The organism is Paraglaciecola sp. 2405UD69-4, assembly GCF_047525415.1.
Taxonomy (GTDB): domain Bacteria; phylum Pseudomonadota; class Gammaproteobacteria; order Enterobacterales; family Alteromonadaceae; genus Paraglaciecola.
Genome location: NZ_JBLIXM010000002.1, coordinates 1,057,542 through 1,083,805, shown reverse-complemented (window position 1 = coordinate 1,083,805; position 26,264 = coordinate 1,057,542). Strand labels below are relative to the sequence as shown.

21 protein-coding genes and 1 pseudogene are annotated in these 26,264 nt (G+C 39.9%); 8 read left to right on the top strand and 14 right to left on the bottom strand.

The annotated features are described in order from the left end of the window. Positions 1-29 precede the first annotated feature (29 nt). Genes gatB/aspS through ACMUMK_RS11245 form a run of 3 tightly spaced genes read right to left on the bottom strand, consistent with a single transcriptional unit; the run spans position 30 to position 5,059 of the window. Entirely contained in the window at positions 30-3,386 is a 3,357-nt protein-coding gene (gene gatB/aspS, locus ACMUMK_RS11255) for a bifunctional amidotransferase subunit GatB/aspartate--tRNA ligase AspS (protein ID WP_414701205.1), read from the bottom strand. After that, positions 3,386-4,786 carry an amidase family protein gene (locus tag ACMUMK_RS11250; protein WP_414701204.1) on the bottom strand — a complete coding sequence of 467 codons (1,401 nt, stop codon included), beginning with the start codon at positions 4,784-4,786 and terminating at the stop codon, positions 3,386-3,388. The genes gatB/aspS and ACMUMK_RS11250 overlap by 1 nt, the downstream gene beginning before the upstream one ends. 3 nt (positions 4,787-4,789) lie before the next feature. Further along, on the bottom strand, positions 4,790-5,059 hold the full coding sequence (locus tag ACMUMK_RS11245) for a hypothetical protein (RefSeq protein WP_414701203.1): 270 nt from the start codon (positions 5,057-5,059) through the stop codon (positions 4,790-4,792). Positions 5,060-5,778: 719 nt separating this feature from the next. Between ACMUMK_RS11245 and ACMUMK_RS11240 the strand changes: the two genes are divergently transcribed. Further along, on the top strand, positions 5,779-6,315 hold the full coding sequence (locus ACMUMK_RS11240) for a hypothetical protein (protein WP_414701202.1): 537 nt from the start codon (positions 5,779-5,781) through the stop codon (positions 6,313-6,315). Positions 6,316-6,363: 48 nt separating this feature from the next. On the opposite strand, the pseudogene ACMUMK_RS11235 reads toward ACMUMK_RS11240, so the two are convergent. The 3 genes and pseudogenes from ACMUMK_RS11235 to ACMUMK_RS11225 form a co-directional block, all read right to left on the bottom strand. Continuing rightward, positions 6,364-6,465, bottom strand: a pseudogene (locus tag ACMUMK_RS11235) (IS110 family transposase); the annotation flags it as partial. Between the two features lie 3 nt (positions 6,466-6,468). Continuing rightward, positions 6,469-6,930, bottom strand: coding sequence for a DUF1499 domain-containing protein (locus tag ACMUMK_RS11230; RefSeq protein ID WP_414701201.1), 462 nt, complete (start codon positions 6,928-6,930; stop codon positions 6,469-6,471). Between the two features lie 259 nt (positions 6,931-7,189). Continuing rightward, positions 7,190-8,836 (bottom strand): M28 family metallopeptidase, encoded by a 1,647-nt coding sequence (locus ACMUMK_RS11225; protein ID WP_414701200.1) that lies wholly within the window; start codon positions 8,834-8,836, stop codon positions 7,190-7,192. Positions 8,837-8,920: 84 nt separating this feature from the next. Here ACMUMK_RS11225 and ACMUMK_RS11220 point away from each other — a divergent pair, with 84 nt between their 5' ends. After that, positions 8,921-9,739 (top strand): DUF3025 domain-containing protein, encoded by an 819-nt coding sequence (locus tag ACMUMK_RS11220; RefSeq protein ID WP_414701199.1) that lies wholly within the window; start codon positions 8,921-8,923, stop codon positions 9,737-9,739. On the opposite strand, the gene ACMUMK_RS11215 is transcribed toward ACMUMK_RS11220, so the two are convergent. Continuing rightward, entirely contained in the window at positions 9,731-10,435 is a 705-nt protein-coding gene (locus tag ACMUMK_RS11215; protein WP_414701198.1) for a YIP1 family protein, read from the bottom strand. The genes ACMUMK_RS11220 and ACMUMK_RS11215 overlap by 9 nt on opposite strands. Positions 10,436-10,586: 151 nt before the next feature. Between ACMUMK_RS11215 and ACMUMK_RS11210 the strand changes: the two genes are divergently transcribed. Together ACMUMK_RS11210 and ACMUMK_RS11205 are read left to right on the top strand one after the other, a co-directional pair. Beyond that, on the top strand, positions 10,587-11,372 hold the full coding sequence (locus ACMUMK_RS11210; RefSeq protein WP_414701197.1) for an ABC transporter ATP-binding protein: 786 nt from the start codon (positions 10,587-10,589) through the stop codon (positions 11,370-11,372). 12 nt (positions 11,373-11,384) lie between these two features. Next, complete coding sequence (locus tag ACMUMK_RS11205; protein WP_414701196.1) at positions 11,385-12,578, top strand: ABC transporter permease; 1,194 nt, start codon at positions 11,385-11,387, stop codon at positions 12,576-12,578. A 48-nt stretch (positions 12,579-12,626) separates the two neighbouring features. On the opposite strand, the gene ACMUMK_RS11200 is transcribed toward ACMUMK_RS11205, so the two are convergent. Then, positions 12,627-13,547, bottom strand: coding sequence for a GGDEF domain-containing protein (locus ACMUMK_RS11200; RefSeq protein WP_414701195.1), 921 nt, complete (start codon positions 13,545-13,547; stop codon positions 12,627-12,629). Between the two features lie 130 nt (positions 13,548-13,677). Between ACMUMK_RS11200 and ACMUMK_RS11195 the strand changes: the two genes are divergently transcribed. The 3 genes from ACMUMK_RS11195 (at position 13,678) to ACMUMK_RS11185 (ending at position 16,751) form a co-directional block, all read left to right on the top strand. Then, positions 13,678-15,651, top strand: coding sequence for a cation:proton antiporter (locus ACMUMK_RS11195; protein ID WP_414701194.1), 1,974 nt, complete (start codon positions 13,678-13,680; stop codon positions 15,649-15,651). A gap of 119 nt (positions 15,652-15,770) precedes the next feature. Continuing rightward, positions 15,771-15,992, top strand: coding sequence for a hypothetical protein (locus tag ACMUMK_RS11190; protein ID WP_414701193.1), 222 nt, complete (start codon positions 15,771-15,773; stop codon positions 15,990-15,992). A gap of 294 nt (positions 15,993-16,286) precedes the next feature. Further along, positions 16,287-16,751 carry a DUF1456 family protein gene (locus ACMUMK_RS11185; RefSeq protein WP_414701192.1) on the top strand — a complete coding sequence of 155 codons (465 nt, stop codon included), beginning with the start codon at positions 16,287-16,289 and terminating at the stop codon, positions 16,749-16,751. A 145-nt stretch (positions 16,752-16,896) separates the two neighbouring features. Here the strand turns inward: ACMUMK_RS11185 and ACMUMK_RS11180 are convergent, their stop codons facing one another. The 4 genes from ACMUMK_RS11180 to tsaA all read right to left on the bottom strand — a co-directional run bounded on the left by ACMUMK_RS11180 (position 16,897) and on the right by tsaA (position 21,587). Then, a complete protein-coding gene (locus tag ACMUMK_RS11180) occupies positions 16,897-18,027 on the bottom strand; it encodes a patatin-like phospholipase family protein (RefSeq protein WP_414701191.1) in 1,131 nt (376 codons plus the stop codon). A gap of 12 nt (positions 18,028-18,039) precedes the next feature. Further along, a complete protein-coding gene (locus ACMUMK_RS11175; protein ID WP_414701190.1) occupies positions 18,040-18,879 on the bottom strand; it encodes an MBL fold metallo-hydrolase in 840 nt (279 codons plus the stop codon). Positions 18,880-19,074: 195 nt separating this feature from the next. After that, positions 19,075-20,790: a proline--tRNA ligase gene (locus tag ACMUMK_RS11170; protein ID WP_414701189.1), complete on the bottom strand. Its 1,716-nt coding sequence runs from the start codon at positions 20,788-20,790 to the stop codon at positions 19,075-19,077. 95 nt (positions 20,791-20,885) lie between these two features. Then, positions 20,886-21,587, bottom strand: coding sequence for a tRNA (N6-threonylcarbamoyladenosine(37)-N6)-methyltransferase TrmO (gene tsaA, locus ACMUMK_RS11165; RefSeq protein WP_414701188.1), 702 nt, complete (start codon positions 21,585-21,587; stop codon positions 20,886-20,888). Between the two features lie 135 nt (positions 21,588-21,722). On the opposite strand from tsaA, the gene serB reads away from it, so the two are divergent. Further along, the gene (serB, locus tag ACMUMK_RS11160) at positions 21,723-22,781 is read left to right on the top strand and encodes a phosphoserine phosphatase SerB (RefSeq protein WP_414701187.1); all 1,059 of its coding nucleotides are present in this window, start codon (positions 21,723-21,725) and stop codon (positions 22,779-22,781) included. 56 nt (positions 22,782-22,837) lie between these two features. Here serB and ACMUMK_RS11155 read toward each other — a convergent pair whose 3' ends face one another. Both ACMUMK_RS11155 and ACMUMK_RS11150 read right to left on the bottom strand, forming a co-directional pair. Further along, positions 22,838-23,677, bottom strand: coding sequence for a hypothetical protein (locus ACMUMK_RS11155; protein ID WP_414701186.1), 840 nt, complete (start codon positions 23,675-23,677; stop codon positions 22,838-22,840). A gap of 11 nt (positions 23,678-23,688) precedes the next feature. After that, a complete protein-coding gene (locus ACMUMK_RS11150) occupies positions 23,689-26,208 on the bottom strand; it encodes a PilZ domain-containing protein (protein ID WP_414701185.1) in 2,520 nt (839 codons plus the stop codon). Positions 26,209-26,264: the final 56 nt, after the last annotated feature.

Sequence of the window (26,264 nt, the reverse complement as noted above, 5' to 3'; positions counted from 1 at the left end):
CTTGGGGTTTTTATTAAGCTCAATGAATACTATTTCTTTTTGATTACTTTAACGTTCATCTCTTCGACTTTTTTATCAGATAAGAGTGAAGGCGCGTTAAAGAGTAAGTCTTCGCTGGTGCCTGTTTTAGGGAACACCATAACTTCACGAATAGAGTTTTTCTTACCTAATAACATCATTAGACGGTCAATACCCCAGGCGATCCCGCCGTGCGGTGGTGCGCCATAATGGAAGGCTTTATACAAAGTGCCCACACTTTTCAGCATCTCGTCTTTGTTATACCCCATGTTTTTATAGGTCGCTTCTAATATCTCTGGTTTATGGGCACGGACTGAGCCACCACCAATTTCGTAACCATTTAGCACCAAATCGTATTGCTGGGCGATGATAGTGCCGATATCGTCTTCTTTGCCGTTCATGTGTTTTTCTATGTCGGCAATAGCTGGCATTGAGAATGGGTTGTGGGTAAAGGTCCATCTGCCATCATCTGTTTTCTCAAACATAGGGAAATCGACTACCCAAGCTGGTCGTAGCTCTTTAGGGTCAATTAACTTGAGCATTTTGCCAAGCTCTTGACGTACCACATCCAAGGCCTTGTTAGCCACGGCATAACTGGCCGCAGAGAAAAACACTACGTCGCCAACTTGGGCACCGCTCGCTGCAATTATTTTAGCTGCTATGTCTTCCCCTAAAAATTTAATGATTGGCGATTGCAGGTCGTCTTCGTTAACGAATATATAGGCAAGTCCACCAAGCCCGTTTTGTTGAGCCAGAGCTGTAAGGTTTTCGATTTGGCCTTTGGATAAACGCTTACCGCCTTGTTCCTCGGCAGACACCTTAATGCATTTAACAATACCGCCTTGTTCAATTGGCTTACTGAATACTTGGAAGCTGGTATCTTTAACTATGTCAGTGATGTCTTGCATTTGCAGGCCAAAACGCAAATCAGGGCGGTCACAACCGTATTTATCCATGGCGTCTTTGTAAGTGATGACTGCAAAGTCATGTAACTTCCATTTTTTACCATAAATTTTTCTTACCACTGTATTAAACATCTTAGTGTTTAAGTCGATGATATCTTGCATGCTGGCATAGGCCATTTCGATATCTAACTGGGTAAACTCTGGTTGACGGTCACCCCTTGAATCTTCGTCTCTGAAACAACGAGCTACTTGGAAGTACTTTTCGTAACCACTCACCATGATCATTTGTTTAAACTGCTGAGGGGCTTGTGGCAGCGTATAAAATGCACCGGCTTCTTTACGGCTTGGTACAATAAACTCTCTAGCACCTTCATCGGTTCCAGCACTTAAGATAGGGGTTTCCATCTCAAGGAAGCCTTCGTCATCCAGCATATCTCTGATAAGTTTGATCACCTTATGGCGGTCAATGATCACTTTACGTACTTCTTTGTTTCTGTGATCTAAATACTTATGTTGAAAACGAATGTTCTCACTGGTTTTTGTGGCTCTGGCGATTTCAAAGGGTAAGCTTCTCGCTAGGTTTAAAATCTCTAGTTTAGTGGTTTCAAGCTCAATGGTGCCGGTTCTTAATCCTGGGTTACAATCGTCTTCTCTACGTTTGACCACAGTCCCCGTTGCCGCAATAACCGACTCGGCTTTTAATGTCACTAGCTCATCAAAATTAGGGAAGCTCTCACGACTTAAGCGCACCTGAAATATTTGGTAGCTAGAATCACGCAAGTCGATAAACATTAAGTCACCGTGATCCCGCACACTGGCTACCCAACCCGACAGGGTGACTTCTTCAGCGATTGATTGCTCAGACAACTCAGAAATCTTATGGGTACGATAGTGCTCTTTAACAATAAGCGGGGTTTCTGGCAGTGTTTCCTCTGCTTGTTTAGCGCTTTGCTTATCGCCACCTTTAGCGGTGTTTTGGGCCGTAGTTTGGGTATTGTTGCTAGATGCTGAAGTCTCAGTGTTTCCGGTGGCATTCACGGCTTTTAATATGCCTTCACGAATGACTTTACCAGATGCTCCTTTACCAATAATGGCGATAACTTTTCCAACCAGTATTCCTGCTTTGCCTTGGTTACCGGCTTTTATGTCAGCGGCAATGGCGGCATTTTGCTCGATAACGGTATCGATTGCGTCAGTTATTTGTTGCTCTGAAATACTGTTTTCTTGGAAGTACTTTTTATAGTCAAAGCTGGCATCTTTTAAGTATTCACTCACAGCTTTTTGGACTAAAACTGAGTTTACTTTGCCGTCTTTAAATTGGCTGAAAATATCCGTAAGCACAGCGGTATCTTCAATGTTTTTGTAATCGTCAGCAGGGATTACATTGACTAAAGTACGAGCTATAAATAAAGGATCATTTAAGACGTCATTGATATCCATAAAGGTTTTAGCACGCACCGAGTCGGCGGTAAAAAACTTGGCGTCTTGGGGAACTACGCCGCCATCAATTAAGATAGACTCTATGGCAAAAGGTAAGGTGGCTAAATCCACTTCAATTGTGCTGACTACCTGTGAAATATCCACAAAGGGTAAGTCTGGCTCAGAGATAAAACGGTAATCCGCTTCAAACTCTTTTTTACGCATGGTTTTGGTTTGTTTTAGGTCTTCATCCCATAACACTGTTGTTTGGTCTGGGCGAAATACATCGTGCTCAATGTAGTAGTTAAGCTGCTTTTCAACTTCTTCTTTTAATGACTCCACCATAAACTTAAAGGAGTTTAAGTTTTTGATTTCGGTTCGTGGGTTCAGATCATTGCTGTTTCTTTTACGTAAAGACACAGATACGTCTGACTTAAATTCACCTTTTTCAAGGTTTGCCTCAGATATGCCAATACCTTGAACTATGCGCTGAATGTACTGGGCATAGGTAGATGCATCTTCGATGTTACGGATACAAGGATCTGTCACAATCTCAATAAGAGGCACACCGGCTTTATTGAAATCAACCAAGGAGATATCCCGCTCGTGCATTAGCTTAGCGGCGTCTTCTTCAATATGTACCTGAGTCAAACTAACTGTAAATTGTGAACCATCTTTACGGAAACACGACACTTCACCATCAGGAATAACCGGATTATGAAATTGGGTGATCTGAATATTTTTAGGGTTGTCTGGGTACTCGTAGTGCTTACGATCCCACGAAATCACCGGATTGCTAAAAGTAGACTTGACCGCTTTACCAAAATAAATGGCTTTAGTTATGGCTTCTTTGTTGATGGCGGGTAGTACACCCATTTGCCCAGTACAAACTGAACAAATATTGTGATTAGGGGTATCTGACTCTTCATTTGGACACGCACAAAACAATTTTGTTTTGGTGTTTAAGCGCACATGGGTTTCAAGACCAATAACCAGTTCTAGGTCGTGTTTTTCGAGTAAATCGTTTAAATAATCCAGTTCCATTATAGTGTTTCTTCTAGCAAGTGAGCGAACTGCAAAACACGCCCATCGTCGGTTTTAGCTGCTGTAATTTGAATACCTGTAGCGGTACCATGGGGCACGGTTAAAGTAGGCAGTTGCCCGAGACTAAATCCAACCGTGAAGGCATCGGATAAATACATTGCCATGGGATCTTTAAGGCCGTCGCCTACTTTAGGGGGTAAACCTGGTGTTACCGGCGATAACACAATATCCACATCATCAAAAAAGCCTTCAAAGTCAGCTGAAAGCTTGTCTCGAATAGCCAAGCTCTTAAGGTAAATAGCGTCTGAAAAACCTTGAGATAACACTTGGTTACCGCCGACTATTCTGCGCTTGCTCTCTTCTGAAAAATTCTCAGAGCGGGTCACTGCGTAACTTTCTATTAAATTTGCAGCGTCAATGCGGTTGCCGTAATTGGTGCCATCGAGTCGTGACAGGTTAGATGCGGTTTCTGCCATGGCTAAAATGTAATAGGTTGAGATTAACGCCTCTGCATCTATGAAATCGAGAGGTTTAACTTCAATTCCTTTGGCTTTTAATTTTTCAAGGGTCGCCATAAAGTCTGCTTTAATGGAAGCATCCATCGCATCGTTTTCAAGCAAGTTTTTAAAATAACCAACAGTCTTTACAGTGCCAGTATCCGCTAACACAGCTTCATCTATTGGCGCTGACTCATAGGTAGTTTGGTCTTTAACATCCTTGCCACTTATGGTGTTAAGTACAATGCGAATATCTTCTACAGATTTTGCTAAAGGGCCAACACAATCGGTAGAAGAGGCATAGGCCATTAAGCCATAACGAGACACGCGGCCATAAGTGGGTTTTAAACCATATACGCCGTTGTAACCAGCAGGTTGGCGCACCGAACCACCCGTGTCACCACCGATAGAAAACACAGTGTAATCTTTAGCGACATTTACCGCCGAACCACCACTAGAGCCGCCTGCCACTAATGCCGAGTCTTTGGCATTGTTAACTGGGCCAAAAATACTATTTTCGTTTGATGAACCATGACCAAAGCTATCGCAGTTTTCTTTTACAATGGGAATGGCGCCTGCATCGATAAGCTTCTGAATGGCACTTGCGGTATAGGCTGATTTGTACTGTTTCAAAAAGTCAGAACTAGCCGTGGTATGAGTGCCTTGCAACATAAAGACATCTTTCACCCCAAAAGGAATGCCTTCAAGTAGTCCTATGCTTTCTCCGTTAGCAATTTTGGTATCCACTGCTTGAGCTTGTTCTAGGGCGCGGGTTTCAAGCAACGCATTAACACTGCCGTGGGAGTTTTGTTTTAGCAAATCGAGTCGTTGCTGAACTAAATCAACGCAGCTAATTTGCTTGTTGATTAATTGTTGATGAATATCTTTTATTTGAGATTGCATAGGTTAGGCTTCTATCACTTTTGCCACGACTAAATAGCCGTTTTTTTCTTGAGGAAAGTTTTCTACTATGAGCTGTTTTTCTACGTCACTTGCTTGAACAACTGTGTCTTCTCTAAGTTGTTCAATAGGTACTGCGTTCTGATTATTATTACCCGATGAGCCAGTAGTCGATAAATCAGAATTTTTAATCACTTCAAATAACTTATTAATTGTCTCTGAAGGCTTTGCGCCTTTAATACTCGACAATACATCGACAGTCATAGTTTTATTCATTGTTATTTCATTACCTTGTGGCATTTTCGTGCAATAAGCACATCTAACTAACCAAAAAAAACCTTCCGGATTTGGAAGGTTTTTTGTTTTTAAATACTGAGAAACCTTCCGAACCTAATAGTTAAGATTATTACCATTCCAATTATTATTTAACGCGTTGTTTAACATGGGATTTGGCTCAATTAGATTTGGGTTGGTTGAATTGCGTTCGAGTATACACTAATTCCTACACCAAATTTACCATTTTTAATGGCTGTTTTAGCGTAACTTATTCCCTTTGGTGACCTAAGGGGGATTTGGTTATTTATGGGCTGTGCTTATTGTTATTCACTTCGTTCATCAAGCATGCGTTGCGCGCGCAAAGCATTCGCGTTGCTCACCAAGCATGTGCTGCGCACACCAAGCATTCACTTCGTTCATTATTGAAGGCAAGTTATTAGACTATATTCGAAAAGCCGCCAATAAAGGCATTGTCTTGGGAAACGAATGTATTATAAATGAAGTATAAGCACTCACAGGAAAAACGCTAAAATCTGGTAAAAAGGTAGACCGATTGGGTGGCGAAAGGCTAAAAATTTAAGTTAGATTTTTAATTTGGAGCTGACCCATTTTATTTCTTTATCTTTATTTATGGCGGGTAATTAATTGGATGTACCTAGCAAAGTCATTTATTGTGAGGCTCTAGATAATTTGTAAACAACAACTAAAAGGAATATTAAATGTTTACGTTTAAAAAGGTCTATATCGTTCTTAGCTTTTTATTAGCTCTTTCGGGGTGCTCTGCATTAAATAAGATGGCTGGGTTGCCATATAATGAAGGTAATGGATATTCCATAGAGCATGATAAACAGATTTACGGAGGTGGGGTCACTATAGAATATCGAGACATTGACTTTCTAAGAACTGAAGTTACTAAAACGATGAACAATCGAATGTCCTCTGAAAGTGAACTTGAACAAGCATTAGAAAACTTACCCCAAGGTGGTCGTATACTAATCCATTATGAAGCGCAAACTATTGATGCTGCCAACACTAAATGGCTAGAGTACGTGCTTCTCAAGGACGGAAAAGAAGTTTATAGAAAAACTGGTACTGACTCTATTGCTAACAGACCAGTATCGTACTCTGGAGGTATAGGGTTTTGGTGGGATATTGATATTTTAGATATAAATTTTCCATTTGAAATTCCAGTAGAACTTGTTGTTGTTAGCAATCTTAAAAATAAACGTGATACCTTCAAGATATCAAAGCCTTAAAGCAAGACTAGCAGGGCAGTCATGTCAATTCGACCTCTATGGTGTCAATCATTGAATTTTCGCCATGCTCTCGTCCCACATCCCCCCATCTCTGATCATTGAATTTAAGATAACAATCATCTTTCTGGGACAGGCAATATTAGCGATTTTCGACTAATTGCTGATTTTGTCTGCCTTACCAAGTTGGCTGCGGATCTGTTCTACTCGTTCTTGATTTACACCAAAGTCTGAATGGCCGACTCTTGATGCGGAGCGGATATGGATGGTTGTATTGTTAGTTTCTGTATCAGGAAAATAAAATTCTACATCATCGACGAAACGGAAAACTTTAGATGTGAACTCAGCTCTTACATAGTTATCTTGGGTTTGGGTGGCCATTGAGTTTGGCATGTTCTTGAGCACATTAAATATGTCATTTTTGATATCTAAAGCCGTGCCTGTATGTTGGATAGGCGCGATATAATGGGCTTTATCCTTGGCAAAGCTACTCACGCAATTGGGCTTTTCTGGACAGGGAGTTAGTTGGCCATTAATCACGCCTAATACTGGCGGTGTTGAAGAGCACCCTGTTAACAGCCATACGCTACTCACACTTGCTAGTATAAATTTTTGCATTGATTACCCTTCAAATTTGCAGTTCTTCGCGATTAACCTGAGCTCTAGATAAGATGTATCGTTTGAACTCAATTTAACTATTTATTTAACCATTAAAATATTCTTTTAGATAGCTTAGTAACAATGATGTCATTTAGTTTGTAATGATTGTATGGACTTACTGGGGGGCGTTGAAAATAAACCATTTAGCGGATAGTCAGCTTTTTAACTAACATAACTGACTACCCCATATGTGTTTATCTATCGGCTTAAATTATCGTTACTTTTGTCTTTGAAACTCACTGGTTTCAGCCCAGCTTGGCCAGTCGTCTGAAGATACTAGGTCGTAACCCACTTCAAATAATAATTGTGCGTCTTCTTGTATACCTGATAAATCCCAGCTTTCACGGAATTGATCGCACACTTGGTGATAACAACCCCTAACGATAACATTGGTGCGTTTTCGGTATTGGGCTGTGGCTTCGTCAATGGGTTGATTGCCGCCTTTGGCGTATAGCGCTGGTACACCTTGTTTTGCAAAGCTGAAATGATCAGAGCGGTAATAAGAGCCAGCTTCAGGGCGTCCTTCTTGCACTAAATGTCGGTTTTGGCGTTTTGCTGCTTTTTCAAGGTAGCTTTCTAGTTCTGATTTACCCATACCAATCACGGCTACGTCCTTGGTTTTACCTAGTACGCTCATGGCGTCCATATTGATGTTCGCAACTGTGTTTTTAAGGGGAATAATGGGGTTTTCAGAGTAGTACTTTGAACCTAACAGGCCTTGCTCTTCTGCAGTTACGATTAAAAAGGTTGTGGAGCGCTTGGGTTTCACAGTTAAATTTGCATAGGCTTTAGCCATGGCAAGGGCAGCTGCTACACCTGTGGCGTTGTCATGGGCACCATTGTAGATTTGATCTCCTTCTTTGGTGTCGTCTTTGCCTAGGTGATCCCAGTGGGCTGTAAAAATAACATGTTCATCCGCCGAGCTTGTACCTGGTAAAGTGGCTATGACGTTGTTGCTTTGTGAGGTTTTAAAGCTGTTTTTAACGGTTACCGAGGCCTTTAAATTTAAGGCTTTGTTGTATGGTCCTGTTTTGGCGTGTTCTTTTTCGGTTGCGAAGTCTAATCCCGCATCTGCAAATACTTTTTGAGCTGCCGCTAAGGTTAACCAGCCTTCAACTGCTACTCTATCAGCATTACCATTTGGGCTAACTAGGCCGTATTGAGGACCGCTCCAACTGTTTGCAACCACAGACCAACCATAAGAGGCAGGTTCGGTTTCGTGAACGATAATAGCGGCTTCTGCTCCTTGACGGCTGGCTTCTTCGTACTTATAGCTCCAGCGGCCGTAGTAGGTCATAGTTTTACCTTGAAACTTGCCACTTTCAGGATTTTCGAATCCAGGATCATTTACCAGAATCACCACTGTTTTACCTTTAACATCAAGGCCTTGGTAATCATTCCAATTATATTCTGGGGCGTTAACGCCATAGCCTACAAACACTAGGTCTGAATCTTTTAGGTCTACTAGGTTTTGCTCACGTTTAGTGGAGGCAATCATGTTTTCTTTATAGATGAATTGGTTATCACCTATGGTAAGCGTCATATCTGGGTCGGCTGTCATTTCAATTAATTCAACCGGTTGCAGGTAGCTATCGCCATTACCTGGTAGGTAACCAAGAGCTTTAAATTCAGACTCTAAATATTCTAAGGTTTTTTGCTCTCCTACGGTTGTAGGTAAACGGCCTTCGTATTCGTTAGATGCTAAGGTTTTGATATGTCGTTTTATATCGGCTGTGCTAATTTGGTTGTAAACTTCTATGAAGTTGTCGACCTTCCCTGTGTCTGTTGTTTGACTATTTTGACATGCAGTTAATGCAAAAATTGAACTGAGGCAAAGCGCCCAAACAGTGTGGCAAGTTTTCATAACAATGCTCTTGTAGTTTCAAAGTTTAGTGATTATAAAGCCTCTTTAATACCCATGCTATTTTATTTGGTGGTCAGCTACTTTATGTTTTGGTTAAAAGAATTTGAAAAACAATTACCTATGTTGCCACTGCAACAACTTGAGGATCACTTTTGCTTATCTCAATTTAGTGATTGGCCTAATGCCAAAGGCCTTAATTCTCTGAATCAAAATATAAGAGGTGTTCACTCTACTGTGCCTGAGTTTGTGTGCCAATCTAGGCTAGCGCAAACAGATAAATATTATGAGCAAATTATTTACGAGCAAAACATTATCCCAACTAGGCCAAACGGATGGCACGATTTATTTAACGGGTTAGTGTGGATACAGTTTCCTAAAACTAAGGGGCTCCTTAATAAACAACATATTGACGATATTAATGGGTTCGGTTTATCTCCTCGTACCCAAAGACGTAACAAGCTCACGCACTTTGATGAGTGCGGTGTCATCATCACTTATACCAATACTGCAGAAAACTCATCTTTAGTGGATGCTTTGCGAGAGCACCAATGGCAGCAAGTTTTTGTAGAAAACAGACATAAATGGGGTAAGGAGCTGAATAGCTTTATGTTTGGCCATGCCAATTTAGAAATGTTGTTATGCCCTTTTATTGGGCTAACGGGCAAATGGCTAGCCGTAGAAGTAGATGCGCAGTTTGAGGAGGCTAGCTATACACAACAGCTAGCACTGCTAGATAGCAAGCTCGCCACCATGATTGAAAGCCAAGATTGGTTTTCTAAGCAAAAGCCTTTGTCACCACTGCCTTTGTTAGGCATTCCAAATGTTTGGAATGCCAATAATTCGCCTAGTTTTTATCAAAATAAAGATTATTTTCGACCTAAGCCTTTACGTAAATCAGATTAAAATAAGTAACGCCCATATGCCCCAAATTAATAAGTATGGGGCAGTGGCTATTATGTAGGTCTTTTTGAGAGCTAGTTGTGTCCATTGACTTAACCCTACGGCTATTAAATACATTACCCAAATAGACTCTAAACGCACTGACTGAGCCAGAGAAAACCAAGCAGAGTTCATTTCGACACCAAAAATAAAAGCCAATGACGTGGGGCCTAAACTTATGGGGGATAATTGCGGATCCTGCGAAAAGCCTAAAATAATGAGCGCTAAAACACTGGTGAAAATAGAAGGAATACTTGCCCACCAAGTAAAACCATACCAGTCTGTATATCCTTGTACGCATTCTTCATCAGACTTGGTTGCAATGTTTAGATACAGTGCCAACACTGCATTGGCGACAATATTGGCAATTACAGCCCCGATGACACTTGCCCATAAGAGCTGTGGCTGATGCATGGCTTTAGCCATATTTTCTTGCTCTATTGGACTTAAATCACCTGCTGTTGACTGAATAATAAGATCTCTATACCAATCAAAATCAATAAAATTAAAGTACAAATAGATGGGCAAAGCCGTTATCACTGAGATTAGGATAAAGGGCACCCAAGACCAATTATGAGTCTGTTCGATTGTAGCAAATACTTGATTAGGCTTGATAAAAACATCTTTCATCGCCTGAAATGGATTATTAACTAGTTGCATGTCGCTCCCTTGAATAGTGCTTTTATTTTAGTATGTTAAACCGCCGTTTTAACTAAGCCTTATTGTTACATAATTTTTTTGCTGTACGCATGTAATAATTCTTTGAATTAAGTGACTATAGACATTGTCAGTTTTTAATCAGGAATATGGAATGATAGAAATCAAGCAGTTAGCAAAAAAGTTTGCTGTTGAAAACCCTAAAAAATTAAGTGAACAAGAAAAGAAAGATCCTAGATTAAAAGGGCGTTTCTTTCATTCAGTACAAGATGTTTCTTTTCGTTGCCAAAAGGGAGAAGTTTTAGGTTTGCTCGGTCCCAATGGTGCTGGAAAAACCACAACTCTGCGTATGCTGTCGACGGCTCTAAAGCCAGACGGAGGTAGTGTAGAAATTGATGGACAAAATGTGTTGACCCATCCGGTAATAGCCCGTAAAAAAATAGGCTTTTTATCAGGTACTACCGGCCTTTATGGTCGTTTAACTGGCCGTGAGAATATTCATTATTTTGGACAGCTGCACGGAATGCCTGAAGCTTTAATCCTTGAACGTATTCAAGAATTAGCTGATTTACTCGACATGCATAGCTTTTTAGATAGGCGTTCAGAAAATTTTTCTACAGGGATGAAGCAAAAAGTCGCGATTGCCAGAGCGGTTGTGCATTCACCCGAATTAGTCATTTTAGATGAGCCTACCACTGGCCTAGATATTATGGCGACTCAAACCGTATTGAATTTTATCAGAAGGCTTAAATCACAAGGGACTCCAGTGATATTTTCGACTCATCATTTGGATGAAGTAGAAGAGTTGTGTGAAAAAGTCACTGTGATAGACCAAGGAAAAACCATGTTTGATGGTGATATCAATACCTTTAAAGCGTTAGCTGATGGTTCGTTACATCAGTCTTTTATGGCCGCCATTCAAACTAGTGTTAGCGAGTAAGGAGAAACATTTATGTGGTTAGTTTTTTTTAAAGAGCTGAAAGAGTTACTCAGAGATCGCAAAACCTTGTTTTTTATGATCGCGTTACCTTTACTTATTTTCCCTGTTATTTTTGGTATTGCTGGGTTTGTAGGTAAGCAAGCAATAGATAAAGCTGAAACAAAAATCCTTAACTATGGCATTGTTGGGGCTGAGTATGCGCCTGATATAGTGGCAGAGTTACAACAACCCGATAAATTTAACTGGGTAGATATAACGGCAACAGATGATTACAAAGCCATTATCCGCAATGAAACCGTAGATTTTGTTTTAGTGATCCCAGAAAACTACTCTAATAATGTACTAGATAATGGCCAAGCCAATATAAAATTATATTTTAATGATGCTGGTTTAAATCTTGTTTACCGAAGAGTAAATGAAATAGTAGAAAGTCAATCGCAACTGTTTCAGCAAAGGGCTTTTTCTACCTTAGGGTTAAATGAGCAACAACAAGCAGCGTTAATTAAGCCAATTGAATTAGAAAAGGTAAACACAGCTGATACCCGTGAAAATTGGGGTGAGAAGATAGGCGGTATGTTGCCTTATCTTTTGTTTATCTTATGTTTACAGGGAGCCATGTTCCCAGCAACAGATATAGGTGCCGGTGAAAAGGAACGAGGCACATTAGAAACTCTACTAATATCGCCCATTGATAGAAACAAGATAGTTTTAGGCAAGTTTTTAACAATTAGCTTTGCAGGTACTATGACCGCTTTGATTACAGTTGCCAGCATGGCAATTTGGGGATTAGTACTTAGCCAAGGTATGGCGATTCAAATAGTGACTGACTTTATGGCACAAATCGGGATATTAGATTTTGTGTTGATATTCTTAATGCTAGTACCTGTTGTCGCAATATTTGCGGCAGTTTTACTCAGCATATCTATTTATGCCAAGAGCTTTAAAGAAGCCCAGAGTTACATGGGGCCAATGATGATATTTGTTATTGTGCCTATCATGCTATCTATTTTGCCAGGAGTAGAGCTAAAAGGTGGTTGGGCTTGGGTGCCTATAACCAATGTGTCTTTAGCCATGAAAGAACTGGTAAAAGGTACGATGGATTATTACCAACTGTTTGCTATTTTTGGGTCTACCGCAGTGATTGCAGGGGCCTTGTTCGCTTTTTGCGTGTACTGGTTTAACAAAGAAAAGGTGTTATTTAGATAGCAGTCGCTTGAACGATAAAACGCCATGCTAATTAGCATGGCGTTTTATTTAGATATTATGGCAAGCCGTTGCCGCAACGACGCAGTTCTTTCCGGCTTGTTTAGCTTTGTATAGGGCATCATCGGCTCGAGAAAAAATCCCAATTTGTGAGTCACCCTTATGATAAGTGGCTGTTCCTATACTGCTAGATATATTGTGCTTAGCGAGTAGAGGATCATTTGTAATAGCCATCCGTACACGTTCAGCTATTAAGCTATTCACCTTGTCGTCAGCATCTGGCAATAAGCAACAAAACTCGTCACCGCCAAATCTAAAGGCAAAATCTGATTCTCTCAAGCAAGCAGAAATAGACTTAGCGCAAGCCACTAAAACCCTGTCTCCTTCATGGTGACCGTGGTTATCATTAACTTGTTTAAAGTTGTCCATGTCTAACATGAGCAGACCAAAGGAGCTATGACGCCTATCTGCAAGGTTTGCTAATTTAGCAATGGTTTCATTGTAATTTGCTCTATTTCCTAGCGAGGTTAGGAAGTCCTTCATGGCAAACTGTTTGATTTTGTGGTGCTCGAGAGCATTCTTAAATGGATAGCAAAAATTCATATGCATTTGCTGCAAAATTTGCCACACCCGTATGGATACTGGATGCCTAAAGGTATAATGCATAGTGGCGACATTTGAACCTAAGTGAACACAGTTAAGTGACTTTATATAAGGCTTTTGTACGCTTTTACCTAACAGTATTTGCTCGTCTTCAAACTGGATTTTTAACGCTGACAATTGTAATGTTGAACACAGCTGTTGAAAATACAGCTCACTTAAATTTGATAGATCTATGGTAGTGAGTAACGTTTGTATAAATTGATTGAGCTGATTATGATCGAGTTTATATCTTGACTCTTGACTTGACGGATCAAGGTTAAAGAAAGAGTCTTTAATACTAGAATCATAGACTTGATTAAACTGCTCCAACGTATTCTCCTGCCATAATTTTGACGAATTGCTTTGCTAATTGTAGGACCAATAGCAAGTACTATGCCCATTACTAAATTTATGTTTTCTGATTGCTTTTTAATCATCTCTAGATAGGACGTTCGTCGTAATGAATGGAAACTTCGGCAATATTTTAATTCTGATGGCTGTCGCTGTAGTGGCTGTGTGGCTATTTAAACGGATTAACCTTCCTCCCATATTAGCTTACCTATTTTGCGGTATTTTAGCGGGCCCAGACTTATTGTCTTTGTTTGAACACCCAGAAGATATGCAGCACTTTGCTGAGTTGGGTATTGTATTTTTACTTTTTTCTTTAGGGTTGGAGTTTTCACTACCAAAAATGTTGGCTATGCGTCATTTGGTATTTGGGGTGGGGCTAGGGCAAATGTTACTGACTACTTGCGCCTTTATGATTATCGCTTTTTTCATCGGTTTTGATATCAAAGCCTCTTTGGTCATAGGTGGATTGGTGGCACTTTCCTCCACCGCTATCGTAATTAAGCAGACCAGCGACTTAGGCATTTTAAATACCTCTAGAGCCCAAATAGCCGTGAGTATTTTGTTATTACAAGATTTAGCTGTGGTGCCACTACTTATACTCGTACCATTACTTGCTGCCGATTCTGAGCAGAGTTTGAGTATTGCTATTTCTATGGCCTTTCTAAAAGGGGTGTTAGTGGTAGTGATATTGTTGTCAGTTGGAAAGTGGATACTGCCAAAAGTTTTTAGTGAGGTAGCTCGAACTCGCACCGATGAGCTATTTGTACTGACGACAATTATGGTTGCGCTTATGGCTGCTGGCTTGGCTTTTTCGTTTGGTTTATCTATGGCGCTTGGCGCATTTTTGGCTGGCATGATGTTAGGAGAGAGCCAATATAAACATCAACTAGAAGCAGATATCAGGCCTTTTCGAGATATTTTAATGGGGCTGTTTTTTATCACCATAGGTATGCGTTTGGAGTTACACAACCTACCTGGGCAGTTTCATTGGGCGCTACTTGGTTTAATTTGCATTATCGTCTTGAAAGTCTTGCTGATTCGAATATCAGCCTGGGTATTTAAATTAAAGAGTCAGGATGCTTGGGCCGCAGGAATTAAGCTATGCCAAATGGGTGAGTTTAGTTTTGTCATTGCTGCACTTGCAGTTGATCATAATATTCTTAGCTCGGAACAAGGCTCTCTATTACTAACGATAGGGGTCATGAGTATGGCTATTACCCCTTGGCTGGTTGATAAAAGCCCATCATTGGCGAAAAAACTAAGCCCTGAACCTCTACCAGACCACAAAAGTGTCGAGCAACTTTCTGCAGGGGATCAAGTGCTAACGGATCATGTGCTTATTTTTGGATTTGGGCGAGTAGGGCAGTCTGTTAGTAGATTATTAAAAATTGAGGCCATTCCTTATCTGGTAGTCGATGCCGACCCTACGCGGGTGCAAGAAAGTCAAAGTGCTGGAGAGCCAGTCTACTTTGGTGATGTAAAGCAAAAAGATATTTTACGTGCGGTGGGTATACAAAGAGCTAAGTTAATTTTGATTACCTTTGACCAACACGAAAAAGCCATGGCTGTGATCCAATTAATATCTAGCCTTTATCCAGACCTTCCTGTTGTAGTGAGAACCCGTAAAGACTATCGAATGGGAGAGTTACTAAACGCAGGAGCAACGCAAGTTGTTCCTGAAATACTAGAAGGCAGTTTAATGTTGGTCACTCAAGTGTTGCAGATGTCAGGGGTGCCCATGTCGCGTATTTTAAAGCGAGTTCGCAAGGAGCGTAAGGGACATTATGGCAACATGCATGGCTTTTTCCCTGGTGAAACCACTGAAATGGATTACGGTAAACAGGACAAATTGGAATTTATGCACGCGGTCATTTTAACCGCAGATGCATTTATGGTGGGTAAGCCATTACATTTTTTTGATACTCGGCGAATGCGAGTAAGTATTAAAGGTTTAAGGCGAGATAATAAAGAGCTATCAGCGCCAGACGGCAATATTGAGCTACTTGAGGGCGATGTATTAGTGATAACTGGAAAACCTAGAAGAGTAGAAAGAGCAGAGCGTTTTTTACTTGAAGGAGCTTGATTAAGTAGACCTTTAGCTGAATTTTATAAGATTAAAGAAGCTAAAACTGTAATTTTATATTGCACAATAAATAACCTATATTATACTGTATGTATAAACAGTTGTTTGTTGGGGGATATATGAATAAAAGTTCACATCTTAATACATCAGCCAGTCGCCCTGTGTTACACGCTGATGGCTATGACATTTTAGACTTATGTACACAGGCTCATTTAATTGAAGATCTAGAAACAGGGCAAAGTAATCTGCTGTCTCGCATGGCTAAACTCAGAGTTATTGCAAAACAGCAACGAGATAAAAAATTAGCGGTTGCAGGGGCGCAAACTAGCTTTTGTTTTTAATTGAATTACTTTGAGTATTTTTGATTTAGTTGGTTTGTGGTAAACCCAGTAAATACGCGCTAAGTATTATCTTGTGTGCCAAAATTTAGGGCTGAAACACGGCCCTTTGTTCGCTTTAAATAATCAAATCTATAATGATCACCGCTGTTACCTAGCAGGTCTGATTCGTTCCCCCTTGTGCTGATTTTAAAAAACCAAGCTAAAGCTGTTAATAAAATAAGCCATTAGCAGGGAAAACCTTTAAACTAGTTATATATTTTAGGTTGGCTGCACCAACTATTACTTAGGAATACTATGATTAACAATGATGTATTACGCCGCGTGCGTTATATTTTCGATTTTAATGATGCAAAGATGATCGATATTTTTGCTCAAGCTGATTATCCCGCCACTGTGTCACAATTACATAACTGGTTACGTAAAGAAGACGACCCAGCATTTGTTGAGATTACCGACATTCAATTTTCTTTGTTTTTAAATGGTTTAATTAATACAAACCGAGGAAAGCGAGAAGGAGTTGAAGCGCCTGTAGAGCGCAGGCTTAATAACAATATTATTTTTATGAAGTTAAAAATAGCATTAAATATGCAAGCTGAAGCGGTACTAGAAGCAATGGATTTAAGTGGCTTTAAAATAAGTAAGCATGAGTTAAGTGCGTTATTCAGAAAGCCTGAGAATCGGCAATACCGTACCTGTAATGATCAAATCTTACGGAACTTTTTAAAAGGTCTACAATTGAAAATTCGTGGAGATAGCTAGTCTCCAATCACTTTGATAATTAGTAATTAAAAACATACTTAGCGGTTTTAGGTGAAAAATTTGGCACTTATGCTGAAGTTAAAACCGCTATTATATGGTTTAAGAGCTTTGATTAAATCTATTTAAATATCAGGGTAAACTTGATTTAAATAGATAAAAAGCTTCTCAACTCTTCTTGCCTAGCTAATCCATCTTTCATGCCAAGGTTTATAAGCTCACGGCAGAACTCTTTTTCAAACAATAAATAACTTAATAAGCTTGTATCTGACTTATCATGAAGTCCTAACATGCGAAGAAGTATTTTGATCCCCGAAGGCATTTTATGAAAGTGCTTTGCGGCCATTTCATTAAAGTTAATGGACGGATTCACTACCATGCAGTCAATGGTTTTCAATTGGGTTTGTTGCTGTTGTTTGTAGGTCATGTGAGCTATGGTTTGATTAATTCTCGTTAACCGCTCTAGGTCAGCATTTAGGGTATCTGCAAAAATGGTATCGAGTAAGTGGCCAGCAATGGCAATACTACTTGGGTATCTGCTCATGTCTGTAAATCGGGAGCGTTTTTCTGGTTGCTCTACACCAATTATCAGTATTTTTTCTGCGCCTAAATGAATAGCTGGACTTAGTGGTGATAACTGATGAACCGAACCATCACCCATATACTCACCCATCATTTTGACCGGTGGAAACAACAAAGGAATAGCGGAAGAGGCCATTAAATGTTCTGAGTTTAATGTACAAGGAACACCACGCCTTTTTTCTCTGAACCACGGCTTGATATCATTTTGGCCTTGATAAAAGCTAATGGAATCGTGACTTGAATAACTGGAGGCATTTACGTTAATGGCTCGAAGAAAACCTCTTGAAATATTGCGATCAATACGGTGGAAATCTAAACGTTCGCGAATTAAGCGTCTAAGGGGTTGGTTGTTTAAGAGACTCGAAGGGTTTTTCTGACTTTGCTCTGTTTGAAAACTACTTAAAAAGTTAACCGATAGGTGTTTAAACACATCTCGAATGCCACTGTCGTAGACTTGACGTGTATTGAAGCTTTTCCAAACCCATTCTAGTTTTCGCAAACCTAAATGATAACAAGAGGCATAACAGGCTAACCCAGTTGCATTTATTGCTCCTGCTGAGTTACCACACACAATCGGAAAAGGTAGACCTTGATTGCGAGGTAAAAACGTTCCAATAGCCTTTAAAACACCCAACTGATAAGCCGCTCTAGCACCACCACCTGATAGCAATAAAGCGTATTGATTACGATCTGACAATACTATTTTTCCCTACAATGTGAGGCTGATACCTTCTGCTGCAGCAAACAGCTGTAAGTCAGCGCCACCTAATTCTATGACATCTTGGCAGTGACTTTCAATTTCAGCTATTTCGTCATCTGTTCGGATATGGTCATGGCTATACAGAGCCATGCGTTTAGCACGACATCCCATGGCTAGTTTTACTGCTTCTTCGGCAATAGAGTGTCCCCAGCCTGCTTTTTTGGGCATATCTGCCATCATATATTGAGCATCATGGATTACTAAGTCAGCATCTTGACTAAAGCTCACCCAGTCTAAAAAGTCAGTATTCTTTTTGTAAGGAGGGTAGAGCTCGTTATCGGTAATGTATGCGACTTTTTTGCCATCCGCTTGAATAGAATAAGAGCTACCGCCACCAGGATGGTTCATTGTTAATCGGCTAATAGTCGCAGATCCAATTTTCCAACTCTTTACCTCTTTATCTTGTGTGACTATCTTGATATTGGAACGTAATGACTTGTAATCAACTGGGAAATAGCTGCCACTCATTTGCTCTAAAATGGCGTTGTTTTCATTATGAATGGTTTGACCTGGAGTAATAAATATATTTCTATCAGGTTGATAAATGGGCGCAAAAAATGGAAATCCTTGAATATGATCCCAATGATTATGGGTAATCAGTAGGTGTATGTCGTTACTTTGTTTAACTAGTTTATTACCTAGTTTTTTGATCCCCGTGCCGGCGTCTAAAATGATATCAGTACCATCATTCAAGAGGATGTGTACACATGCCGTGTTACCACCATACTTGATAAATTCTGGTCCTGGAGAAGGGCAGGAGCCGCGTACACCATAAAAGGTTACTTGCATTTATTATCTCATTTTGAAAATTAATACATCCATGAACTTAAACATTACCATTAAACTTAAGGGCTATTAAGTATAAACTTAAAATTTATAGTATAGGGTTGGGCAAGATTATTTTGCTAAATTTAGTGTTTTTGCGTGGTAAAAAAAGCGCCCTAGGGCGCTTTTGGATATGACTCTGTAAAGGTAAGTACTTTGCTATAATGAGCTAATAAAATTAACCACATCGTTGAGATCAAGAAGCTGCTTTTCACCGCTTCTTCTGTTTTTATACTCAACTTTTTGCTCATCTAGATTGCGTTCACCAATGACGATAGTATGTGGAATACCAATTAATTCCATGTCATTAAACATAACGCCAGGGCGTTCTTTTCTATCATCAAATAATACTTCAATACCCGCTTCTGACAACTGAGTGTAAAGGGCTTCAGCAGTTTCTTGAATGCGATGTGATTTATGCATATTCATTGGGATCAGCGCTATTTTGAAAGGTGCGATGGCATCTGGCCAAATAATGCCGTATTTATCATGATTCTGTTCAATGGCCGCTGCTACGATTCTAGATACACCAATACCATAACATCCCATACTTAGTACTTTGTGCTTACCATTTTCATCTAAAACACCACAGCCCATTGCTTGTGAGTATTTATCGCCAAGTTGGAAAATATGTCCAACCTCTATGCCACGTTTGATTTCTAAGGTTCCTTCTCCATCAGGAGAAATATCACCCACTTGTGCCTTGCGGATATCAGCAACATCAAATGTAGCGACATCTCGTGACCAGTTTGTTCCAGTATAATGGTACCCAGTTTCGTTGGCTCCACATACGAAATCTGCTAAATGTGCGGCATCTCTATCGACAATAACAGGGATAGTTAAGCCCACAGGTCCGATAGAACCAATTGTACAACTTAAGGCGGCTTCAATTTGTTGCTCGCTGGCCATAGTTAATGGCGCAAACACACCTTCTAGTTTTTCAGCTTTAATTTCGTTAAGTTGATGATCGCCTCTTAGCACTAAAGCAACTAAACCTTGCCCGCCTGCTTCATTAGGCTCTGCTAGTGCTATTAGTGTTTTTACTGAACACTCAGCCGCAATATTTAAAAATTGTGAGACTTCTTCGATGGTTTTTTGATTAGCAGTGGCAACTTTTTCAAGGCTTTGTGTTCCTTCAGGGCGCTCACCTTGTGGTGCAAGGGCGCTCGCCATTTCAATATTCGCTGCGTAGTCTGATTGGTTACTGAATACTATGTCGTCTTCGCCTGATTCAGCTAACACATGAAACTCATGGGAAGCGCTGCCTCCGATGGAGCCATTATCAGCAATAACAGGGCGGTAATCTAAACCAATTTTTTCGAAAACCTTACAGTAGGCTTGAAACATGGACTCGTAGGTTTCTTCTAAACACGCTTGATCCATATGAAAGCTGTAAGCATCTTTCATTGTAAATTCGCGGCCACGCATGATGCCAAATCTTGGGCGAACCTCGTCACGGAATTTGGTTTGTACTTGATATAAATTTAAAGGTAGTTGTTTGTAACTACTCACTTCGTTTTTAACTAGGCTAGTAATTACTTCTTCATGGGTTGGACCTAAAACAAAATCTCTAGAATGCCTATCTTTTACCCTAAGTAACTCTGGGCCATACTCATCCCAGCGACCAGACTCTTGCCACAAATCAGCAGGTTGAACTACTGGCATCAATACTTCAATTGAACCGGCGTTATTCATTTCTTCGCGTACTATATTGGCGACTTTATTTAAAACGCGCAATCCAGACGGCAACCATGTATACAGCCCTGATGCTAATTTTCTAACCATACCTGCACGTAGCATTAGCTGGTGGCTAATAACTTCTGCATCTGCTGGGGTTTCTTTTTGCGTCGATAATAAATATTTACTTGTGCGCATGAAGGTTAATGTCTCTAAGGGTTGAAGTGAAAAATGGCCGACATTCTATCAGCAGGATCTCATCCGCTAAAGCCATAATTTTAGCTATCGATAAATTATTTTTTTTGAACGCTAACGACTATGTTCTTTTGGTTTACAACCTGCCAGTTAATGTTCAAATCAAAAAGGCTCATTCCATATGTTTTATCTGGCTCTGTGGCTTTGTGGTAAGCGGGTCTAGGGTCTTGAGCTAGTACTTCTTGAATGAGTGTTTTTAAGTTTTGATAATGGCTTTCTAGCTTGGATATTTGACCTTGAACCTCTGCAGAAAACTCCACTTCCATCAAACTTGGAGCGACTTGTGCAATATTACTTTTTGCATCAAATAGATTGTCGGCATAAGGCAGGTAAGGCTTAATATCGAGAATAGGTGTTCCATCCAGTAGATCTACGCCTTTTACTGTCAAACTCAGTTGTTTATTGTGATTATCTATAGACGCAAATTCTACCACCGACATACCTATACCATTGGGGCGAAAAGTACTTCGAGTAGCAAAGACTCCTTGTTTTTGATTGCCACCAAGGCGAGGAGGGCGAACTAAGGGCTTAAAACCCTGTGCAGCCGTTTGATGAAAATGAAACAGTAACCATAGGTGGCTAAAGCTTTCTAAGCCCCGTAAATAATTAGGATCGTTAAACTCTTTTTCAAAGTAAATCACCCCAGTTGCACTTTTTACTAAGCCTGGCTGACGCGGGATCGCGAATTTTTCTTGATAGGGTGTGTGTATTTTGCCTATTGGTTGGATGGCAATCTTCATGGTTGTAGTGATTTTGAAAAATCGGTATTTGGATTATAAGGATATAAATAAATAAAAACAGGCATAACCCTTTGATGGCAATCTCATAATCCTTTGGATAACATGCTGTTAATTCAAAAGATAAGGTTGTTATTTGTGTTTGAGCTTAAGGTTTCTGAAAGTAATTTTTTATCTCACATCTTCCTAAAAGAGTTAGTAGAAGACCAAGGTTTGCAGTCCTTTACGCTAGTAAAAGATAGTTTGTTCAGCGAACAAGCTCTTCATGGTGGGGTTAGCTGTGAGCAAGAGGCAGAGGTGCTGGATGATAACTCTGAGTACCACAAGGTACTGATTTTCTGTGAAGGTTTGTTTTTACAACAATTACAGTTAGTTTGCAGTGCTTTACAAGATTATTTTAAGGCGACTTCCTTTGACGTTGTGAAGGTAGAAGGGGTGGCCGGGTTTGCTATTTGTGCCAAGGTTCACCTTCTGAAAACTGAAGGCCTAAAAGAGAAAATTGAGCATGTTGCTAATCAATTTAGTATTGAATTGTGCTGGTTTGATCAAGTGCCTACCTTATCTGAACCCGGTTTGTTATTAATGGACATGGACAGTACTGTCATTGCAGTCGAGTGTATCGATGAAATAGCAAGCTTAGCTGGGGTCGGTGAAGAGGTTTCAGCGGTTACCGCCAGAGCAATGAAAGGTGAGCTAGACTTTGCTCAAAGTTTGCGAACTAGAGTGGCTTGTTTGAAAGGGGCTGATGAAGCTATTTTGCAGCAGGTTCGAGATGCATTGCCATTAATGGCGGGTGTGGCAAATCTGGTTAATTTACTTAAAAAGCAGCAATGGAAAGTGGCAATTGCTTCTGGAGGTTTTACCTATTTTGCAGATTATTTAAAACGTCGATTAGAGCTTGATGCCGCTGTTGCAAATGGCTTAGATATAGTCGAGGGTAAGTTAACGGGGGAGCTTTCTGGGCGTATTATTGATGCAGAGGTAAAAGCAGAAACCTTACGCACACTTGCTCAAAAATGGGGTGTTGCTATGTCGCAAACCATTGCAATGGGTGATGGCGCTAATGATTTAGTCATGATGAATGCCGCAGCTTTAGGTGTGGGATTACATGCAAAACCTGTGGTTCGTGAAAAAGCAGATATTGCCATCCGTAGGGGTGGGTTAGATGTTTTATTATGGGTGCTTGCAGCGAAATAACTATTAATGGGAACTCAATACTCATCTAGTGAGTTCCCATTTTTTGTTATTTGCTATCAGTGTGTGGGTGTACTTAGCACTTCGCCTTTGGCCATGTAAATATCATCGTATATTAGACCGCCGTTACCATAGGGCTTTTTAACAGAGCCAGTGTTACTTATGGTCATAAAATAAAGTAGTGGTAGCTCACGCTTCATTCTAAATTTTGCGTATTCAAATGCTTTTTCTTGGTTGATAAACTCCCCACCTCGTACATACAAGTCATAACTTTGACCACCTTGCTCATGCAGTGTGTTGTTAACCACATACCAAAGCTCGTACCATTGATCTGTTTCTAGTGGTTTAGCTGCTTGTTTAGAGGCTAGGTGGGATACCTTGTGATAAGCCTTGTTGTCACCCATCACCATTAAGGTTCCATCGTTCTTATAACCGTTAGACTCAAACTTGTCTGTCACCCGGATCATAGGCTCAAAACTGTTGTAGTGCTGTTTTTCAATTTCTGTGGAAGTTAAATTACTCAAACCAAACGAATGGTTGTTCGGAAAATACTCCACTTTAATACGGGTATAAAAGGTATAGGTTTCACCAACCCCTATCACTTTGGGGAGTTTTTTAATGGTTATGGCTTTTCTATTTCCAATCACACCTTCAGCCGCTGGCTTTTTGATTAAATAGTGATTGTTAACGGCGGCTTCTGCGCGTATTTCGGTTATTTGCGGTGAGTCAACAAAGGGCTTAGTTTGATTATCAGTATCCATTTTTTGCCAAGTGGATATGCTCTTAGCCTGTTCGAAATCATCAACTAATATCCAGTTCTTATCAGGGCTTGCACAGGCTGATGTTAAAACCAAACATAGCAGTAGTCCTATATTTATTGTGTTAGCGTTTTTTTTCATAACCCTACTTTCTATGTTTTAAGTAATTGCTCGATACCCACTTGCTTTATTTTGTGGCTTGGTGGCGTTTTTTGGTTAATTAAAATGACGCTTTCAGAAAACTCAAAACGCCTTAATACTTCATCAGTAACATCTACTAAATCACCCGTGGCGGCAACGCTCCAAAGTTGTTCCTCTAATGCTTTAGCCTTATGTAGGGCATAAATACCTACATATTGTAACTCTGCTTGCATAGTTTCAAAGTCTGGCCTTCCTGTTGGCCCTAGGAATATTTTTATCGCGATAAATTGGCCCTTTTGCAAGGCTTGGGCGATAAACTCTCTGCGTTGTTCTGTACTTGTAAACTGTTCAGTGAAGATACTTTCAACTGCATCACCTATTAATTCCTGACTGGGATCAAAGGCAATAAACAGCTCTCGCATAATAGGTTTTTCGCTTGGCTTTCGTGTTCTCATGGTTTCAGGAATGAAATCATGTTTTGCCCTAGCATTTCTGAAAATTGAATATAAATTGACCTTTTTGGGTTCGGCTTTATAAGTTAATAGGTTAAATACGCGAGTGTTAGGGACCGAAGCTGCACAGGCGTCAGCTATGTATTTGCTATTGTCTTTTCTTAAGAAAAACGCGGTATTGACTATGTTTTCGGTATAGATATTTCTTAAGGCTTCACCAATACCTGGGACTTCTTCCTCGTCTCTAAAAGCTTTCAATTTAGAGCGGTTAGACTTTATGAGCGCTTCAAAAAAACGTCGAGCGGTTTTATTGTCATCTGTCACAATATTTTGTAGGTGTAATACATATCTATCTTTAGATACATTACGGATGACATATGGCAAATCTGACAATTTGAATTTACTTGTGACCTTTTGCAATTGAGGAAAGGTTAAGGAAATTTGCAAGTCTTCATAAGTCGATAATGGGCCATTTAACTCAACCCGTAATCCTTGAGTTGAAAAGTCTTCTGTATTTCCCTCAAATACTGTGTTTTCTATTTTTACTTTTACCGCGGTACGCAGTAAAAACCGCGTTTCGCGCCTTTGATTAAAATATTTAAAGCGATAAACCGTCACAACCGCAGGCGGCTTGTTTCTGGCGTGTCCAAATACTTTTAGTTTGGCTAGATGCTCTCGTTTTACTATGTGCTTCTGATAATGTTCGGTGCTTATATCGTCTGTTACATTGGTTAATACGGCGATGTAAGACAGGTTTTTTAACCTAGACATTAGCCTAGGTGAGGGCTTTGAGTTAAGTTTTTTGACATTGCTATTGATGGTATTAGATATCGATAAAGGTCGATAACTTTGCTTAGCATCCATGTCTTTTAACTGTAATTTATATACGCGCCAGCTTACTTTGCGTGATCCAAATCCTAAAAATAGATTTTTTAAGGCGGGTTTGGCATCTAACTCATGATGAGTCGCTGAGTAAAAATAGATTTTTCCATCATTGATGTGATTAAACACAAAAATAAACAGCTCTTGTTGGCCCTTATTTAGAGAAAGAGCATGCTTGATACGCTCCTCTGTTAATAAATAGCCTATTTTAAGATCTTGTATCTCATTGGCCCAATACTGAATTTCTTCTCTATTACAATCGTTTGCCAGTGCGTATTTAGGGACATATTTGCCATCTATATAATCAATAAAAACAGGAATAGAAGCAAAATTTGGAATGTAATATTGTTCGTATGTTTTATTCTGAATTGCAGTAAAGGTGTTATCTAGGTTTACCTTATAACGCCTTTTATTGCCGTGAATAAACTGTTCAAAAAACTTATCAAAAGCTGGGGTTGGGATATCAAGTTGACGTACTAAACTCAGCCGTTGATCATTTTGAGCTGTCTCTACTTTCTTGATTATGTATGGAATGCCTTGGCGCTTATCTAGGGAGTATTCTTTTTCTAAGCCTCTAAATTGTATAGATAGGCGCTCACCCTCTTTTAAAAGGTGCTCTTTGCTGGTTTTGACTTTTAAACCGTGAACAGATATATCAATAGTGGTGGCTTGAATGCCTTTGTTCTGGCTTGTAAACATCTCTATGCTCACAGAGAAGTTCATTCTCTCTTCACCCCTTTGGGCAAAGTTACCAAATTTTAGTAGCGGGGCTTCAAAATGCTCAATATCTTCTTTTACTGGGGCTAGTTTATTTTTTTCTAATTTGGCCTGTTCTTGCTCTTTTTTATGCATTACCCGATAGTTGTTTTCGGTATTGGTAACGGCCTCGTATACGCCCATTGTATATTCACCAAAAATTCTTACTTGGCGCTCAAAGGTTTCAATCGCAATATCATCTAATATATGTTTTTTGTTCTGGTGTTCATAGGGTCTGCATTTTCCTGAAACAAGGCCCTGAAGGTTAATTAAGCGAGTACAAGGGCGAGAAAGCCGCATCAGTTCCATTTTTATTAAGAAACGTTTTTCTTTGGGAATGGCAGACGCCACTTGATTAAGTACCTGATTAAACTCAGGCTCATGTATCATGGGCTTAAGTTGCTCAATTATGTTGGCGTATTGTTCTATATCTTGACTCATGAATTCAGAAATTACTTATAATAGTTGTTATCGGAATAGGTCAGAAAAAATTAACA

Bases quoted from the DNA above. Each gene is read 5' to 3' on its own strand.
- ACMUMK_RS11175 (WP_414701190.1), bottom strand. From the start codon at position 18,879: ATGCAAGTAACCTTTTATGGTGTACGCGGCTCCTGCCCTTCTCCAGGA.
- ACMUMK_RS11230 (WP_414701201.1), bottom strand. From the start codon at position 6,930: ATGCAAAAATTTATACTAGCAAGTGTGAGTAGCGTATGGCTGTTAACA.
- ACMUMK_RS11250 (WP_414701204.1), bottom strand. From the start codon at position 4,786: ATGCAATCTCAAATAAAAGATATTCATCAACAATTAATCAACAAGCAA.
- gatB/aspS (WP_414701205.1), bottom strand. From the start codon at position 3,386: ATGGAACTGGATTATTTAAACGATTTACTCGAAAAACACGACCTAGAA.
- tsaA (WP_414701188.1), bottom strand. From the start codon at position 21,587: ATGAAGATTGCCATCCAACCAATAGGCAAAATACACACACCCTATCAA.
- ACMUMK_RS11225 (WP_414701200.1), bottom strand. From the start codon at position 8,836: ATGAAAACTTGCCACACTGTTTGGGCGCTTTGCCTCAGTTCAATTTTT.
- ACMUMK_RS11150 (WP_414701185.1), bottom strand. From the start codon at position 26,208: ATGAGTCAAGATATAGAACAATACGCCAACATAATTGAGCAACTTAAG.
- ACMUMK_RS11185 (WP_414701192.1), top strand. From the start codon at position 16,287: ATGATTAACAATGATGTATTACGCCGCGTGCGTTATATTTTCGATTTT.
- ACMUMK_RS11195 (WP_414701194.1), top strand. From the start codon at position 13,678: ATGAATGGAAACTTCGGCAATATTTTAATTCTGATGGCTGTCGCTGTA.
- ACMUMK_RS11155 (WP_414701186.1), bottom strand. From the start codon at position 23,677: ATGAAAAAAAACGCTAACACAATAAATATAGGACTACTGCTATGTTTG.
- ACMUMK_RS11205 (WP_414701196.1), top strand. From the start codon at position 11,385: ATGTGGTTAGTTTTTTTTAAAGAGCTGAAAGAGTTACTCAGAGATCGC.
- ACMUMK_RS11220 (WP_414701199.1), top strand. From the start codon at position 8,921: ATGTTTTGGTTAAAAGAATTTGAAAAACAATTACCTATGTTGCCACTG.
- ACMUMK_RS11240 (WP_414701202.1), top strand. From the start codon at position 5,779: ATGTTTACGTTTAAAAAGGTCTATATCGTTCTTAGCTTTTTATTAGCT.
- ACMUMK_RS11215 (WP_414701198.1), bottom strand. From the start codon at position 10,435: ATGCAACTAGTTAATAATCCATTTCAGGCGATGAAAGATGTTTTTATC.
- ACMUMK_RS11190 (WP_414701193.1), top strand. From the start codon at position 15,771: ATGAATAAAAGTTCACATCTTAATACATCAGCCAGTCGCCCTGTGTTA.
- ACMUMK_RS11210 (WP_414701197.1), top strand. From the start codon at position 10,587: ATGATAGAAATCAAGCAGTTAGCAAAAAAGTTTGCTGTTGAAAACCCT.
- ACMUMK_RS11245 (WP_414701203.1), bottom strand. From the start codon at position 5,059: ATGAATAAAACTATGACTGTCGATGTATTGTCGAGTATTAAAGGCGCA.
- ACMUMK_RS11170 (WP_414701189.1), bottom strand. From the start codon at position 20,790: ATGCGCACAAGTAAATATTTATTATCGACGCAAAAAGAAACCCCAGCA.